Origin of the sequence: Caballeronia sp. LZ016 (genome assembly GCF_031450805.1) — a bacterium.
Taxonomy (GTDB): domain Bacteria; phylum Pseudomonadota; class Gammaproteobacteria; order Burkholderiales; family Burkholderiaceae; genus Caballeronia.
In genome coordinates, this window is record NZ_JARTVY010000004.1 from 269541 (window position 1) to 284507 (window position 14967).

18 protein-coding genes are annotated in these 14967 nt (G+C 61.8%); 11 read left to right on the plus strand and 7 right to left on the minus strand.

Features of this window, described 5'->3' with window-relative positions:
* Positions 1 to 9: 9 nt before the first annotated feature.
* From P9220_RS21740 to P9220_RS21755, 4 genes are all read right to left on the minus strand, one after another.
* Positions 10 to 1056: an ABC transporter substrate-binding protein gene (locus tag P9220_RS21740; protein ID WP_309767600.1), complete on the minus strand. Its 1047-nt coding sequence runs from the start codon at positions 1054 to 1056 to the stop codon at positions 10 to 12.
* 1 nt (position 1057) lies between these two features.
* Positions 1058 to 2239: an ABC transporter ATP-binding protein gene (locus tag P9220_RS21745; RefSeq protein WP_309767601.1), complete on the minus strand. Its 1182-nt coding sequence runs from the start codon at positions 2237 to 2239 to the stop codon at positions 1058 to 1060.
* A 30-nt stretch (positions 2240 to 2269) separates the two neighbouring features.
* Positions 2270 to 3418: an SRPBCC family protein gene (locus P9220_RS21750; RefSeq protein WP_309767603.1), complete on the minus strand. Its 1149-nt coding sequence runs from the start codon at positions 3416 to 3418 to the stop codon at positions 2270 to 2272.
* Positions 3419 to 3590: 172 nt separating this feature from the next.
* A complete protein-coding gene (locus P9220_RS21755) occupies positions 3591 to 4517 on the minus strand; it encodes a LysR family transcriptional regulator (RefSeq protein ID WP_309767604.1) in 927 nt (308 codons plus the stop codon).
* 161 nt (positions 4518 to 4678) lie between these two features.
* Between P9220_RS21755 and P9220_RS21760 the strand changes: the two genes are divergently transcribed.
* The 4 genes from P9220_RS21760 to argE are packed head-to-tail and all read left to right on the plus strand — an operon-like array spanning position 4679 to position 8287.
* On the plus strand, positions 4679 to 5986 hold the full coding sequence (locus P9220_RS21760) for an NAD(P)/FAD-dependent oxidoreductase (RefSeq protein WP_309767606.1): 1308 nt from the start codon (positions 4679 to 4681) through the stop codon (positions 5984 to 5986).
* A 25-nt stretch (positions 5987 to 6011) separates the two neighbouring features.
* Positions 6012 to 6449: a RidA family protein gene (locus P9220_RS21765; protein ID WP_309767608.1), complete on the plus strand. Its 438-nt coding sequence runs from the start codon at positions 6012 to 6014 to the stop codon at positions 6447 to 6449.
* A 10-nt stretch (positions 6450 to 6459) separates the two neighbouring features.
* Positions 6460 to 7137 carry a DUF1028 domain-containing protein gene (locus P9220_RS21770; RefSeq protein WP_309767609.1) on the plus strand — a complete coding sequence of 226 codons (678 nt, stop codon included), beginning with the start codon at positions 6460 to 6462 and terminating at the stop codon, positions 7135 to 7137.
* On the plus strand, positions 7130 to 8287 hold the full coding sequence (gene argE / locus P9220_RS21775) for an acetylornithine deacetylase (RefSeq protein WP_309767610.1): 1158 nt from the start codon (positions 7130 to 7132) through the stop codon (positions 8285 to 8287). The genes P9220_RS21770 and argE overlap by 8 nt, the downstream gene beginning before the upstream one ends.
* Positions 8288 to 8300: 13 nt before the next feature.
* Here argE and P9220_RS21780 read toward each other — a convergent pair whose 3' ends face one another.
* Both P9220_RS21780 and P9220_RS21785 read right to left on the minus strand, forming a co-directional pair.
* Complete coding sequence (locus P9220_RS21780; protein ID WP_309767612.1) at positions 8301 to 8792, minus strand: DUF6644 family protein; 492 nt, start codon at positions 8790 to 8792, stop codon at positions 8301 to 8303.
* A gap of 2 nt (positions 8793 to 8794) precedes the next feature.
* Entirely contained in the window at positions 8795 to 9145 is a 351-nt protein-coding gene (locus P9220_RS21785) for a DUF6152 family protein (RefSeq protein WP_309767614.1), read from the minus strand.
* Between the two features lie 261 nt (positions 9146 to 9406).
* Here P9220_RS21785 and P9220_RS21790 point away from each other — a divergent pair, with 261 nt between their 5' ends.
* Genes P9220_RS21790 through P9220_RS21805 form a run of 4 tightly spaced genes read left to right on the plus strand, consistent with a single transcriptional unit; the run spans position 9407 to position 11083 of the window.
* Positions 9407 to 9580: a hypothetical protein gene (locus tag P9220_RS21790; protein WP_309767616.1), complete on the plus strand. Its 174-nt coding sequence runs from the start codon at positions 9407 to 9409 to the stop codon at positions 9578 to 9580.
* 7 nt (positions 9581 to 9587) lie between these two features.
* On the plus strand, positions 9588 to 9770 hold the full coding sequence (locus tag P9220_RS21795; RefSeq protein WP_309767617.1) for a DUF6726 family protein: 183 nt from the start codon (positions 9588 to 9590) through the stop codon (positions 9768 to 9770).
* A 1-nt stretch (position 9771) separates the two neighbouring features.
* The gene (locus P9220_RS21800) at positions 9772 to 10398 is read left to right on the plus strand and encodes a hypothetical protein (RefSeq protein ID WP_309767619.1); all 627 of its coding nucleotides are present in this window, start codon (positions 9772 to 9774) and stop codon (positions 10396 to 10398) included.
* A gap of 16 nt (positions 10399 to 10414) precedes the next feature.
* Positions 10415 to 11083, plus strand: coding sequence for a flagellar basal body L-ring protein FlgH (locus P9220_RS21805; protein ID WP_309767620.1), 669 nt, complete (start codon positions 10415 to 10417; stop codon positions 11081 to 11083).
* Positions 11084 to 11095: 12 nt separating this feature from the next.
* Here the strand turns inward: P9220_RS21805 and P9220_RS21810 are convergent, their stop codons facing one another.
* Entirely contained in the window at positions 11096 to 11827 is a 732-nt protein-coding gene (locus P9220_RS21810; protein WP_309767621.1) for a response regulator, read from the minus strand.
* A gap of 155 nt (positions 11828 to 11982) precedes the next feature.
* On the opposite strand from P9220_RS21810, the gene P9220_RS21815 reads away from it, so the two are divergent.
* From P9220_RS21815 to P9220_RS21825, 3 genes are read left to right on the plus strand one after another with little or no spacing between them, the layout of a single operon-like run.
* Positions 11983 to 12717: a response regulator gene (locus P9220_RS21815; RefSeq protein WP_309767623.1), complete on the plus strand. Its 735-nt coding sequence runs from the start codon at positions 11983 to 11985 to the stop codon at positions 12715 to 12717.
* The gene (locus P9220_RS21820; protein WP_309767625.1) at positions 12695 to 14029 is read left to right on the plus strand and encodes an ATP-binding protein; all 1335 of its coding nucleotides are present in this window, start codon (positions 12695 to 12697) and stop codon (positions 14027 to 14029) included. The genes P9220_RS21815 and P9220_RS21820 overlap by 23 nt, the downstream gene beginning before the upstream one ends.
* A gap of 18 nt (positions 14030 to 14047) precedes the next feature.
* The gene (locus P9220_RS21825) at positions 14048 to 14929 is read left to right on the plus strand and encodes a tyrosine-protein phosphatase (RefSeq protein ID WP_309767626.1); all 882 of its coding nucleotides are present in this window, start codon (positions 14048 to 14050) and stop codon (positions 14927 to 14929) included.
* The last annotated feature ends 38 nt before the right edge of the window (positions 14930 to 14967 follow it).

Genomic DNA, 14967 nt, shown 5'->3' on the forward strand with positions numbered 1-14967 from the left:
ACAGGGGCGTTACTGCGTCAGCCACGCCTGGAAGCGCTTGTTGATCGCATCCGCGTTGTCGGCCCAGAAGCTCGCGTTGACCTGCACTGCGCGCTTGAAGTTATCGGGCGCAGTCGGCAGATCGGCCAGACGCTGCTTGTCGACGAGCGGAATCGCGTCCTTGCGCGGCGGCGCATAGGCGATGTACTTCGAGAGATCGGCCGACGCCTTCGGCTGTGCCTGCGCGACGATGAATTTCGCGGCTGTATCCGCGTGCTTCGCGCCTGCCGGAATGCCCCACCATTCGAAGTCGTAGAGTTGCCCGTCCCAGACGGCCTTGAAAGGCTTCTTGTCGCGCTTGACGGCATCGTCGATACGGCCGTTATAGGCCTGCACCATCACGACTGCACCGTCCGCGAGAAGCTGCGGCGCTTGCGCGCCCGACTCCCACCACACGATATTCTTCTTGATCGTATCCAGCTTCTTGAACGCGCGATCGACTCCGGCGGGCGTGCCGAGCACCTTGTACACGTCTTTGGGATCGACGCCATCGGCAATGAGGGCCCATTCCATCGACACCTTCGGCGACTTGCGCAGCCCGCGCTTGCCGGGGAATTTCTGCAAGTCGAAGAAGTCGTTGACGGTGGTCGGCGCCGTCTTCAGCTTGCTCGTGTCGTAGGCATAAACGGTGGACCACACCATGCTCGCAACCGCGCAATCCGTGATCGAGCCGGGAATGAAATCACTGGTCTTGCCTAAGGAATTCTTGTCGATTTTCTTAAGCAAACCTTCATCGCAAGCAGTGATGGCATCGTTGCTTTCGAGGTCCATCAAATCCCATGTCGTGTTCTTCGCCTGCTCCATCGCCGATAGCTTGGCGAGGCCGCCGTCATACGATTCGGTCGAGAACGTGACGCCCGTCGATTGCGTGAACGGATCGAACCACGCTTTCTTCGCGGCGGCTTCGAAAGCGCCGCCGAAGGTCACGACCGAGAGCGTTTCCGCTGCTTGCGTCGTGGCGGTGGCAAAGGCGAGTACGGCAAGTGCGGCGCATTGTGCTTTGATATGAGTGCGCATGTCAGTTGGCTCCTGCGGGTGCGGTCGTGATGATGGAAGGTGATGGCGCGTTGGGAGAGGTAATGGCGGGGGTGCTGCGTGGTGCGGCTGCCGCGAGAATCTTGCAGTCGTCATGTCGCCAGGCGACTTCGGTGAAATCGCCTGCAGCGGGCAACGCATGCCGTTGCGTGTTCGGCACCTTGACGACGATGGAATCGCGCGAGCCCAGCGTCAGATGCACGCGATGATGATCGCCGCAATACACGAGTTCGTCGACGCGTCCGCGCACGACATTGCAATGCTCATCGACATGCGTGCCTTCGGCGTTCGGAATGTGGGCGCGTTCGGGGCGCAGCGCGAGCATCGCATCGTCGCCGGCGCGCAAGCCGTGCTCGCAGCGGCCGCGGATCGTGCTGCCATCCGACAGCGCGAGCGTGGCCCACGGTTCATCGACGTTCACGACGCGTCCGGTCAATCCATTGTTCTCGCCGACGAAGTTCGCGACGAATGCGTTTTGCGCGTTCTCATACAGCTCGCTGGGCGTCGCGGCCTGTTGAATGCGGCCATCGGAGAATACGGCGACGCGGTCGGACATCGTGAGCGCTTCGGCCTGATCGTGCGTCACATAGACGATGGTCAGCGAAAGCTCACGATGCAGCCGCATGATTTCGTATTGCATCGTTTCACGCAGGCGCTTGTCGAGCGCGCCGAGCGGTTCGTCCATCAGCACGACGCTCGGCTCGAAGACGAGCGCACGCGCAAGCGCGACGCGCTGCTGTTGTCCGCCCGACAGTTGCGCGGGCCGACGATTCGCGAGGTGCGGCAATTCGATCATGTCGAGCGCGCGCTTGACGCGCGTCTTCTGCTCCGCGCGGCTGACGCGTCGCACGGAAAGCGGAAACGCGACGTTCTCGGCAATCGTCAGATGCGGAAACAGCGCGTAATTCTGAAACACCATGCCGATGTCGCGCTGATGCGGCGGCTTGTCGTCGAGGCGCTTGCCATCCAGCCGAATCTCGCCATGCGTGGGCGATTCGAATCCTGCCAGCATCATGAGCGTGGTCGTCTTGCCCGATCCCGATGGCCCGAGCAAGGACACGAACTCTCCCTTGCGCACGTCGAGGTTCAGATCGTCGACGACGTAGTTCGCGCCGTCATACGATTTGCTCACGCCCGTGAACGAGATGAAGGAAGGATTTGACATCGTGATTGCGTCCTGTCTTTGATGCAGTATTCAATGCGCGCCGATTCTGCTTGCGAGATAGCGCGCGAAGTCGTAATTGGGCCGTTCCAGATGACTCAGTTGCCCCGGTCTCGCGAGCGGTGCGTGGACGCCGCGAAATACGGCTTCGACGCCGCGTCTGTCTTCGGCATTGACTTCATCGAGCAATTGTTTAAGCGTCGCCATGTGTGCATTGGCTTCGGGATCGGCAATGAATTCAGGGGCGAGCCCGCCGCCAAAACGAATATGCACTTGCCCCACGCCTCGGGGCTGCAACACGAGATACCAGAAATAGCCGGGCGTGAGCGTAATGAGATGCGTCGGATAGATGGCGAGCAAAGCGGTTGTCTTGCGCCAGTGCCCGGTCAGGCGCGTGTTGTCCGGATGCGCATTTCCGATGGGCAGGCTGGCCTCTTTGGTGATCCAGTGATAATTGAATGCCGGATAGCCGGGCGGACATTCCATTTCCTCGAGCTTCGAATGCGGGCCCACGGTTGCGCGATGAAGCATCGGCAAGTGATAGCTCTCCATGAAGTTTTCCGCGAGGATCTTCCAGTTCGTGTTCCACACGTGTTCTTCATGAAACGTCTCGATGTAATCGGACATGCCGTAGGCGTCGATCAGTTCATCGAGCTTGGCGAGCTGCGTATGAACAGGCGGGGCGCTTTGGTCCAGCGTCACATACATCCAGCCTTGCCATTCTTCACAGCGAATCTGCGGCAACCGGTAGCTTTCCTTGCAGAAGCCCGCTTGCCGGTCCATCAGCGGCGCGCCCTTCAACGCGCCGTCGAGCGAATAGTTCCATGCGTGATACGGGCAGACGATACGGCGCACATTGCCCCGTCCTTCCAGCAGCACCGACATGCGATGCAGGCATACGTTCGACATCGCCTTGAGCTGCATCTGCTCGTCGCGCAATACGACGACCGGTTGCTCGCCGATACGCGCCGTCAGATAGTCTCCGGGCGCCTTGAGCGTGCTCGCCCGGCCCAGACATTGCCATTCGTGCGCGAAGATATCGCGTTCTTCGAGAGCCAGAAACTCCGGCGATGTGTAGACGCCCGGCGGCATGGCATGAGCATCGCTGAACGATTGTTCGCAACCGCTGCGCAGTTCGTCGACGAGCGCTTGCAGTGGGGTCGTGCGTGCCGGGTCGGCCATGAAGCCCTCCTTCTTCCATTTCCCAGAGAGCGCGCCGACGCAAGGCTGCTGCATCGCGCTCCAACATGGTCATCAATCTATCAAGCCAAATTGCCAGCCAAAATATTGTTTTCGGATACAAAGCAAAGTTTTTGACTATGCAGGCGTGAAGCCGCCTGGGCGTTCCGACGCCTCAGGCATCGAGACGTAAGCGCCGAATATAGTTTTCGCAGAAGGACGCGAAGCGGTGCACTACCTGACGCGGTTTCATCGTGCGCGACTGCGCAATCCCGAGCGTTGTCGCGTTGACGGTGTCCTTGAAACGTTTAATCACGAACTCTTCTCCATCGACCGTGCGATTGGACTTGAGGGGGAAATTCAACAGGCTATAGCCGAGTCCGTTGGCCACCATGCCGCGCACGACTTCCGGCTGCGAAGAACGAAACGCCGGCACGGGGCGGCTGCCTACGGCGTCGAAAAGGGCCGCGAAATATTCGCGGCTGTGCGGCAGGTCGAGCATCACGTAAGGCTCCGGCAGCAGATCCGCAAGCGACACCTTGCGCGCGCGGGCGAGGCGATGCGTCCTCGGCAGAATGACGTAAGGCGGAAGCGAGAGGAGCGGCGTGAAGGCAATGTCTTCCGTCATGTCGAGGCTGTATGTCAGCGCAATATCGAGTGAGCCGTCTTGCAGGCCGCTTAGCAGCGCATCCTGATGCGCCTCTACTGTACGAAAGGAAATGCCCGCGTGCTCGTCGGTGAAGCGGCTGATCAGTCCCGGCATGAGCGGCGGCGCAAGCGAAACCAGACAGCCGAGCGTGATTGCGCCCGTCATTCCGCCGTCCATTTCTTTAGCCGCCATCTGGAGTTCTTCGGCAATTTTCAGAAGATTGCGCGCTTGCCCCAGGAGATCGCGCCCCGCTTGCGTAAGCGACAGGCCGCTTGCGTGGTGCCGGATGAAGAGCTGCACGCCAAAGGACACTTCGAGATCCGCCAATGCCGTGGAAATGGATGGTTGAGAGATATGCAGCCGCTTGGCCGCAGCCGTGAATGACAGCGTCTCGGCGGTGACGACGAAATAGCGCAACTGACGCAGCGAATAGCGCAAGGGGTGGCCTTCCATCGCCAAGTGACTCCATATGTGATGAGCCGGATTCTGCGGTGCTCAAAAATCCTTGCATAGCCAAATCCGATGCTAGGCATTTTTTTTATATATTTTTCGGATTCTCTCGCGACGCGTAGATTGCCACGCATACGTATCTGCTTTTCCTAAGGGACTCAGCCATGACAGTGGAAACTACGTCGATCGATACGCTCGTGGTGGGCGGCGGTCAGGCCGGCATCGCGATGAGCGAGCATCTGAGCAAAGCCGGTGTTCCGCATCTCGTGCTCGAACGTGCGCGTATTGCCGAACGCTGGCGCACGGGACGCTGGGATTCGCTCGTCGCCAATGGGCCGGCGTGGCACGATCGTTTCCCTAATCTGGAGTTCGCCGAATTCGACCCGAACGGCTTTGCGTCGAAGGACCAGGTTGCGGAATACTTCGCTGCGTACGCAAGGAAATTCAATGCGCCGATCCGCACGGGCGTCGAAGTGAAGAACGTCGTGCGCAATGCGGGCCGTCCAGGCTTCACGGTCGAGACGTCCGACGGCACGATCGAAGCAAATCGCGTCGTTGTCGCGACCGGTCCCTTTCAGCGCCCCGTCATTCCAGCCATCGCGCCGAAGGATGCCGGACTCGAGCAAATTCACTCGGCCGACTATCGCAATCCGCAGCAATTGCCCGAAGGCGCGGTGCTTGTCGTCGGCGCGGGCTCATCGGGCGTTCAGATTGCGGATGAATTGCAGCGAGCAGGAAGGCAAGTCTACTTGTCCGTGGGACCGCACGATCGTCCGCCCCGCGCGTATCGCGGCCGCGATTTCTGCTGGTGGCTCGGCGTGCTCGGCGAATGGGATGCCGAGGTGATGCGGCCGGGCAAGGAGCACGTGACCATTGCAGTAAGCGGTGCGCGCGGCGGACATACGGTGGACTTCCGGCGTCTCGCACATCAGGGTGTCACGCTCGTCGGACTCACGAAGTCATTCGACGGCGGCATCGCGACGTTTCAGACCGACCTCGCGGATAACATCCGGCGCGGCGACGATAACTATCTGTCCTTGCTCGATGCGGCCGATGCTTACGCCCAGCGTAACGGCCTCGATCTCCCGCAAGAGCCGCAAGCGCGCGATATTCCGTCCGATCCGCCGTGCCTGACACAGCCCATTCTCGAACTGGATCTGGCGAAGGCCAATGTCACGTCGATCATCTGGGCAACGGGCTATGCAGTCGATTTCGGCTGGCTCCAGGTCGACGCATTCGACGACAACGGCAAGCCGAAGCATCAGCGCGGTGTATCGAAGGAGCCCGGTGTCTATTTCCTGGGCTTGCCCTGGCTTTCACGCCGGGGCTCCGCGTTCATCTGGGGCGTCTGGCACGACGCAAAGCACATTGCGGATCACATCGTCACGCAGCGCAAGTACCTCGCTTATTACGATGCGCCAAAGACCGAGCCAGGCGATGCGCGATCGCTAAAAGTCAGCGAAGCGATTTAGTCTTTCTTCAAGAAACGAGGCATTCATGAGCCAACCCACGCACACCCGTATCCGCATGTTCAATACAAAGGATACGTATCCCAATCAGACGCTCGATAACGATCTTTGCCAGGCGGTGCGCGCGGGCAATACGGTGTATGTTCGCGGTCAGATCGGCACGGACTTCGAAGGCAATCTCGTCGGCCTGGGCGATCCGCGTGCGCAAGCCGAACAGGCAATGAAGAATGTGAAGCAATTGCTCGAAGAAGCCGGCAGCGATCTCTCTCACATCGTCAAGACGACGACGTTTCTTACCGATGTGCGCTATCGGGAGCCGGTGTATCGTGAAGTCGGGAAATGGCTGAAGGGTGTGTTTCCGATTTCTACCGGACTCGTGGTCGTCGCATTGGGTCAGCCGGAATGGCTCATGGAAATCGATGTGATCGCGGTCATTCCCGATGGATGGACGCCGTCTGCCGCTTAAAGGAACACAGATGACATTTTCAATCGTCGGACGTTGCGATAAAACGGGGCAGCTCGGCATAGCGATCAGTTCATCGAGCATCGCGGTCGGCGCGCGTTGTCCGTGGTTGCGCGCCAGGGTCGGCGCAGTGGCGACGCAGAACGTGACGCTGCCGGCGCTTGGGCTCTTGATTCTGGATCATCTGAGCGACTCGGAGATGGAGCCTTCCGTCGCGCTCGATCGTGCTTTAGCCACGGATGCCTTCAGCGATTATCGCCAGGTCACCGTCATCGATGCCCGAGGCCGCACGGCATTCTTTAGCGGCAAGGAAGCGCTTGGAATCAATCATGCGGTCGCGGGAAATCAATGCGTCGCAGCGGGCAACATGCTGACTAGCATCGACGTCATCGAAGCGATGACGCCCGCATTCGAGCGCACCTCAGGCGCGCTTGCGGACCGTCTCCTTGCCGCCATGCATGCCGCAATGGAGAAGGGCGGAGAAGCAGGACCGGTGCATTCGGCCGCGCTGAAGATCGTGGGCGATCAGGTGTGGCCGATCGTCGATTTGCGCATCGACTGGGCTGAAGACGATCCCATCGGCAAGCTGGCCAGTCTTTGGCAAGCGTATTCGCCGCAGATGCAGGACTACATCACGCGCGCGTTGAATCCGACCGCCGCGCCGAGCTACGGAGTGCCGGGCGATGAGTGAGATGTCGAGCCGGGCCTTGCTCGAAAAGCTGATCGGCTTTGCCACGGTTAGCCGCGATTCCAACCTGCAGATGATCGAATTTATTCGCGATTATCTGGCGCAGCATGGCGTCGAAAGCGAGCTGTTCTATAACGATGCGGGCACCAAGGCCAATCTCTTTGCGACCATCGGTCCGAGTGACCGTGGCGGCATCGTGCTCTCGGGGCATACGGATGTCGTCCCCGTCGATGGACAGGCATGGACCGTCGAGCCGTTTCGCATGAGCGAGCACGAAGGCCGCTTATATGGACGCGGCGCCGCCGATATGAAAGGCTTCATCGCGTCGGTGCTTGCCGCGGTGCCGCGTTTCGTCGCTCGTGAGTTGCGCTTGCCGGTGCATCTCGCGTTCTCCTACGACGAAGAAGTGGGCTGCCTGGGCGTGCGCCCGATGCTCGCCGAACTGGAACAACGCCCGCACAAGCCGGTGCTTTGCCTGATCGGCGAGCCGACCGAACTCAAGCCGGTGCTCGGCCATAAGGGCAAGCTGGCGATGCGCTGTCACGTGAAGGGCGCCGCGTGTCATTCCGCTTATGCGCCGTATGGCGTCAACGCAATTCAATATGCCGCGCGGCTCATCCATCGTCTGGAGGTGATCGGCGAGCAGCTCGCCCATCCGCAGCATCACGACGAACGATTCGATCCGCCATACTCGACCGTGCAGACCGGTCTCATCAAGGGCGGCCGCGCGCTGAACATCGTGCCGGAAGAATGCGAGTTCGATTTCGAAGTACGTGCGCTGCCGGGATTCGATGCGAACGAAGTTGCGCATGATCTACTGACTTACGCCGAAAGCGAACTGGTTCCGCGCATGCGCGCTGTCAAGCCCGATACCGGCATTCGCTTGCAGGCGCTTTCTGCGTATCCGGCATTGGCGACATCACCGGAAAGCGAAGCGGCGCGGCTTCTGACGCAACTCTGCGGGTCCAGTGAGTTCGGCACGGTGGCGTTCGGCACGGAAGGAGGGCTTTTCGATCAGGCGGGCATCCCGGCCGTCGTATGCGGGCCAGGCAGCATGGATCAAGGCCATAAGCCCGATGAGTTCATCACCGTCGAACAGCTCGATGCATGCGATGCAATGTTGAAGCGGCTCACGGATCACCTCGCCGGATAAGTGATCGAAAGGATCATTGATAAGCGAGCAACCGCCCCAGCACTCCCGCCGCCGGCCACAACAACAATGACAGCGCGGCCTGCACGCGCCCGGCCAACGGAGGTTGCCGGTCCCAATCGAGAAGCCGCTGCGACCAGATGCGACGAAACGCCAACGCATTGATCAGCCCCAGCAGGATGCAGCACAGCTTCGTTTGCAGCAGAGCATTGCGGTGCAACGGCACGGCATCCGCACAGAAGAGCATCGCACCGCTTGCAATCAAAAGGACTAGCCCGGCAGCCGCATAGGGCGTGAGTGCGTCGGATACATCGGCTATGGAGAACCGGCGGCCAAGGCCCAGCAAGCGCAAGTCGAGCAGCCCGATCGGGCCGATCAGCAGCGTCAGCCCGAGCAAATGAACCAGATTCACCGAGGGATAGGCCCACGGCGAGCTGCGAATCCATAGCGCAAACGCCGACCCTTCAATCGACGCCGCCAGCGTGGCCGCAGATGTGGCCCACTCCATCGCTAACGCAATTCGACCGTCTTGTCATCGACCGTAATGCGTTCAGCGCGCAACTCATGCGTGCCGTCCGAACGCGGATAGCCTTCGATGCTGACGACCTTGCCCGCCGATAGAGCGTCCATCGGCAGACCCCGCGACTCCATGCGGCTCACCGGCGCAAGTACGACATGCCAGCGCGCGCCCTGGTAGTCGACAGCGGCTTCCACATGCGGGTTGCGATACTGAACATCGAGCAGCGGGGCCTGAATTTTCAGTGTCTTCGAAACATCGTAGGAACTCCAGCCGTGGTGCGCCGATGCGGTCGCGACGGCGAGTACGGCAGCCGCGCCCATCAGGCAGTGTCGAATGCGCATGTCATCACCTTTGTCCGTGTTTGCGAGGCCGTTCTTCCGTCGATTCGGAAACGGGACGCATCTCGACCAATATAGGAACATTCGATAGGGTTTTGCAAGGTAAGTGCGTAAATGCTCCGGTAAGTCGAAACGAGCGGGCCTGTAACCGCTGGTAAGCAGCGGCGAAAAGCGCGAGTTCATCGCGCGATCGCAAGACTGTGCGCACCGTGACAATGCGATGGTCCCATTCCGATGGGTCTTTCTCGCCAAGGAGCGCACCGCATGAACGTTACGAACCCACTCGCCACGCACAGGACGCAGGCAAGCGCATCGACGCTGCCCATCAAGCGCAGCCAGAATGCCGCCACCAGCGCAGGCACCGCGAAGTCCACGACAGCGCCAACGACGCCCGCCAATCCACCGCATCTCGGCAATACCATCGACACCACGGCCTGAGCGATTCATGCAAATGCGCATCCAATCCGCGCTGCTGTGCGCGATCGTTGCAGCGTGCCCCTTCATGTTCGACGGCTGCGCGGTTGCCGCGCTGCCATGCCGCCTGACATCCGCGACGCTGAAGATCGTGCCCGTCGTCGGTCATGCGGCGGCCACGCCTTTCGATGCCTGTGCCGCTGCGATCGACTGACATGCACATTCACTTGCGACGTATCGCGGCGCGTGTCCTCATTGCAGCCATCATGCTGCCGCTGCTCGCGCACGCGGAGAGACCTTACGCATTTCGAGGCCTGCAGTTGGGCGTATCGCTCGATGACTTCCGACGTCACGAACATGCACGCGCGCTTCCGGCCGGCAGTCTCGCGGTCTGCACGACCGACCCCGAAGCCGCCTCTCTAGGGATGGAGCTGAGCGATCCGCATAGCGTTTCCATCGCGTGCAAGTGGGCGCATCGGACAGAGCAGGGGTGGCGGCCATCGCAGGCGGTCGTCGATTGCGCGCCTTCGTTCGATCACGTCATGCGCTTCGCCGCGATGCCGGGCGAAAGCGAACCGCGTCTCTATCGCATGTCCTTCGTGTTCGATGCCCGCCTTGCGAGCGACTTCGCCGATGCGCTCGCGCTGAAGTACGGCGCGAGCCGCGTCAGGCGCGAGCACGGTTACACGCGGTACGTCTGGGAAAACGCCGCAAGCACCATCACGCTCGAAGCAAACGCGGGCGCGGCGACGGCGCGCGTCATCTATCGCCTGAAAGATCACGAAGCGTGGCTCGCGCGGCTCACCGAACAATGGCGCGCGGCTGCCGCGGATGCGCCCTGAACAGGAACATCACATCATGAGAATTGCGCTTGTCGCGTCCGCGGCGCTTGCGCTTAGCGCTTGCTCATCCACTTCGTCCTCGTCGCGATCGATCGTCGAGATGCCGACGTTCGCGCCGAGTGTCTCGCAGCCCGTCAACGTCAACACGCAAGGCGCGATCTTTCAGTCAGGCAGCGCTTACTCGTTGTATGAGACGCCGCGTGCGCAAAAAGTGGGGGACGTGCTCGCGATTCGCCTCTCCGAGTCCTATCGCGGCAGCAATACCGCCGATGCAAAAGCCAGCCGCGAAAGCTCGATCAGCGCCGAAGCCGCCGACAAGACCACGGGTGCAGCCGCGCGCCTCGCGCGGCTTTTCAACGTCGGCTCCGCATCGACGAGCTTCAACGGATCGGGCAGCACATCGAACATCAGCGCGATGGACGGCACGCTCGCGGTGTCGGTCATCGGCACATTGCCCGGCGGCAATCTCGTCGTGGCGGGCGACAAGATCATTGCGATGGGCGGCAATCAGGACCGTCTGCGCTTCTCGGGGATCGTCAATCCTAAGGATGTCGAAGCAGGTAACTATGTGGCTTCGAACAAGGTGGCGAACGCCCGTATCGAACAGGCCGGCGTCGGCATGCTCGCGGACTCGACCACGATGGGCTGGCTACAGCGCCTCTTCATGAGCGTGCTCACGTTCTGAACCGCGAGCGCGTCAAAGTGGCGGGGCGTGCTCGGCCGCGCCCGGATCGCCGTGCGGCACGAAAATATAGCCACGTCCCCACACCGTTTGCACATAGCGCGGCTCGGACGGGTCCGTTTCGATGAGACGCCGCAGCCGCCAGATGGCGACATCGAGACTGCGATCGCGATGCGCGCTGTTGCCGCGCATGCGTTCGTTGAGTTGCGCGCGCGTGAGCACGACCATTTCATGCCGGATGAGAATCTTGAGCAGCGCGAATTCCGCCGAACGCAGCGGCAGACGCGCACCGTCACGGCGCAATTCGCGTGCGGTGAAGTCGATCTCGAACGGACCGAAGCGATACGCGGGCCGTATCTCCGGCGCGCCGGGTGCATCGACATGGCGGCGTCGCAACACCGAGCGTATGCGTGCAAGCAATTCGCGCGGATCGAAGGGCTTCGATAGGTAATCGTCGGCGCCGAGTTCGAGGCCGATCACGCGGTCGATCACATCCGAACGAGCGGTCAGCAAGATAACCGGCACGTCCTCGCCCGCGCTGCGAAGCTCGCGCAGTGCATTGATCCCATCCTTGCCGGGCATCATTACGTCGAGCACGACGAGCGATGGCCGCTCGGCTTCGATGCTGCGTTTCAAGGCTGCGCCGTCGTGCAGCACCGACACGGCGAAGCCGTGGCCTTGCAGATATTCGCGCACGTGGTCGCGCACCACGGGGTCGTCATCGACCATCAATACATGTTGAGTCATGCGCCGCATTCTATGCGCGGCGTCGCGGAAATCGCGATACGAAATACTTTCCGATTCTTTCGCGGTGACGTGCCGTGAGCGTTCGTAAGAATCGGTAATGGCATCGCTTATTGCGAAAGACGCCTGTTTCATGGGCTCGCCATTACAATTTCGGGATGGCTATTTCGGTTCTCATTGTCGACGACGATTCCGTGGTGCGCGATCTGTTGCGCCGCTTTCTGCACGAACGCGGCGTGCAGGTCTCCGTGCTGCACGATGGAAGCGGGCTCGCGCATCGACTCGAACTGGAGCGGCCGTCCATCGTCGTGCTCGACATCATGATGCCGGACACCGATGGCCTGCGTGCATTACGCATGCTGCGGGCAGGCGGCGACGACATCCCGGTGATCCTGCTCACGGGGCGCGCGAGCGTGAACGACAAGATCGCGGGCCTGCAGTCGGGCGCGGACGATTACCTCGCCAAGCCCTTCGATCCGCGCGAGCTGCTTGCGCGCATCGAGACGGTGCTGCGCCGTCGCGCGATTGTGCCGAGCCGTCCCGAGCCGTGCGCGCGAGAACGCGTCGGCCGCTTCGAACTGGATTTCGTCACGCGTTCGCTGGTCGGTGGCGACGAGCGCATCGCGCTGCGCGACAGCGAATTCGCGTTGCTCAAGATATTCATGAAGCATCCGTACAAGGTGCTTTCGCGCGTGCTCATTCACGATCTGCTGCGCGGCGACGATCTCTCCTATCGCGATCGCGGGCTCGATGTGCCGATCTGGCGCCTGCGCCGCATCATCGAGGATGACCCTTCTAACCCGCGTCACGTGCAGACGGTGCGCGGCCAGGGCTATGTGTTCGTGCCCGATATCGACGGCGCCGCGTTCGATGCGCGTCCAGGCGGTGTTTGAATGGCTGCGCCGTCGCGCGGCGGGCGTCTGTAACACGCTCTTCGGGCGTACCGCGCTGATTTCGATTGTCGTGCTGTTGATCGTCCAGAGTGGATGGTTCGCCATACTGATGAATCAGGGAAGGCGCAACGAAGCCGATGGCTATGCGCGCGGACTGCTGCTCGTGCTCGAAGCGGCACATAGCGATGCAGCGCTCGATGGCCGCCTCGCGCGTGCAATGCATGTGCATACCGTGCCGGTGTGGAACATGCCGAAGCCCGTCGTATTGCATGCGCCGGTCGGCACGCGTCACGCGCATCTTGCGCGCCAGCTGGCGGAGGGCCTGCCGACTGGCACGCGCATCGCGGTCGACACGGATGCGAAGGACATGTCTCGCCTGTGGGTGCGGTATCCATCGAGCAGCTTCTGGATCGTCACGCCCATCGACGTGCCGCATCCCGCGCCGTTCGTTGCGGAGTCGGTCGTCATGCTGCTGGGGGCCGTGCTGCTGTCGCTGATCGCGACGTGGCAATTGCAGCGGCCACTCGCGCGCGTCGCGCAGGCTGCACGGCGCTTCGGCGACGGCGAGCGTCCCGCGCCCGTCGACGAGAAAGGCCCGCGCGAGTTGCGCGAACTGATCGGCGCATTCAACCGGATGATGCGTCGCGTGTCGGATGCCGAGGACGACAAGACGGTGATGCTCGCGGGCGTCGCGCACGATCTCAAGGCGCCGCTCACGCGTCTGCGCTTGCGCGCGAGCGTGCAACAGGACGATGCCTCGGGCGGGCGCAAGGATACGCTGCGCGATATCGATTCGTTGACGCGCATCGTCCAGCAGTTCCTCGAATTTGCCGCACGCGCGCCGGCTGATACTTCGGTGAGCCATGTCGACGCGTTCATCGCCGAGCAGTTTCCCGCTCCCGATGACGGCGGCGATGCGCTCTTCGCACTATCGCTCGAAGCAGGCGATGCCTTCCGGCTGCCGCGCACGGTCATCGACCGCTTGATGACGAATCTCGTGGACAATGCGCTCGAACATGGCGAGCCGCCAGTCGAGATTCGTACCGCGCGTCTCGACGATGCGTGGCTGATCGAAGTAAGCGATCACGGTCCTGGCATTCCTGACGAGCGTATCGAAGACGCGATGCGGCCGTTCGTCCGCCTGGATCCGGCGCGCAGCGGCGATGGACATTGCGGCCTCGGCCTTGCGATCGTCGCACGGCTCGCACGTGAACTCGACGGGCGATGCGAGATCGGCAATGCGGCGGGTGGCGGGCTGACGGTGCGTATCGTCGTGGCGGATCGGGACGCGCCTGCACGATCGACCAAGTAGTAAGAATAACGAAACGATATGTCCATTACATCATCATCCATATCGCGAGCGCGTCGCGGCTTCCTGCGCGGCAGTGCGGGCGTCCTGCTCTTAGGCGGCGCCGGTGCAAGCGTTCTTTCCGCGTGCGGCGGCGCAAGCGACAGCGGCGCCGCGCCCGAAGCGCCGCACATGACGTCCATCGAGAATTTCCGCGATATGGCCGGCACGGGTGACGGTTATCCGACTGCCGATGGCCGCCGTCTTCGTCAGGGCGTGTTCTATCGCTCCGGAGCGCTCAATGCGAACGATGCGGACATGTTCGCGATGCAGCGTCTGTCGCTGTACACGATTCACGATCTGCGCACGCTGAGCGAGGCAACGCTCGCGCCCGATCGCGTGCCTGCGGGTGCATCGCGCGAGACGCATGAGATTGCACCCATCGATGTGTCCGCTGCAAATCCTGACGATGCCGCCGCCGCACGCGCATGGATGATCGACCGTCAGCGCGAGATGATCGCCGATCCGCTCGCTCGCGTGCAGTTCGGCGCATTGCTAAAGCGGCTCGCACACAAGGCGGGGCCGCAAGTCGTGCATGGCGCGACGGGCAAAGATAGAACCGGCTGGGCAGCCGCGCTGATTCTCGCCATCGCCGACGTGCCGCTCGATGTCATCATTCAGGACTATCTGATGACGAACGTCGTGGCGGAGGCGCAGATTGCCGTGCGCATGTCGGCGCATGCGGCGCGACTGGGCGTTCCGCTGGCGGTCGTCGCGCCATTGCATCAGGCGCAAAGCACGACCATCGAAGCGGCCTTCGATGAACTTCAGAAGCGGTTCGGCACATTGAACGAGTACCTCGTGCGCGGGTTGTCGCTCGGCGACGACGATATTGCGATGCTGCGCGCAAAGCTCGTGCGCTAAGCTCGACCGCTCGAAAAAGACCGGCTCGCCTGCGCCCG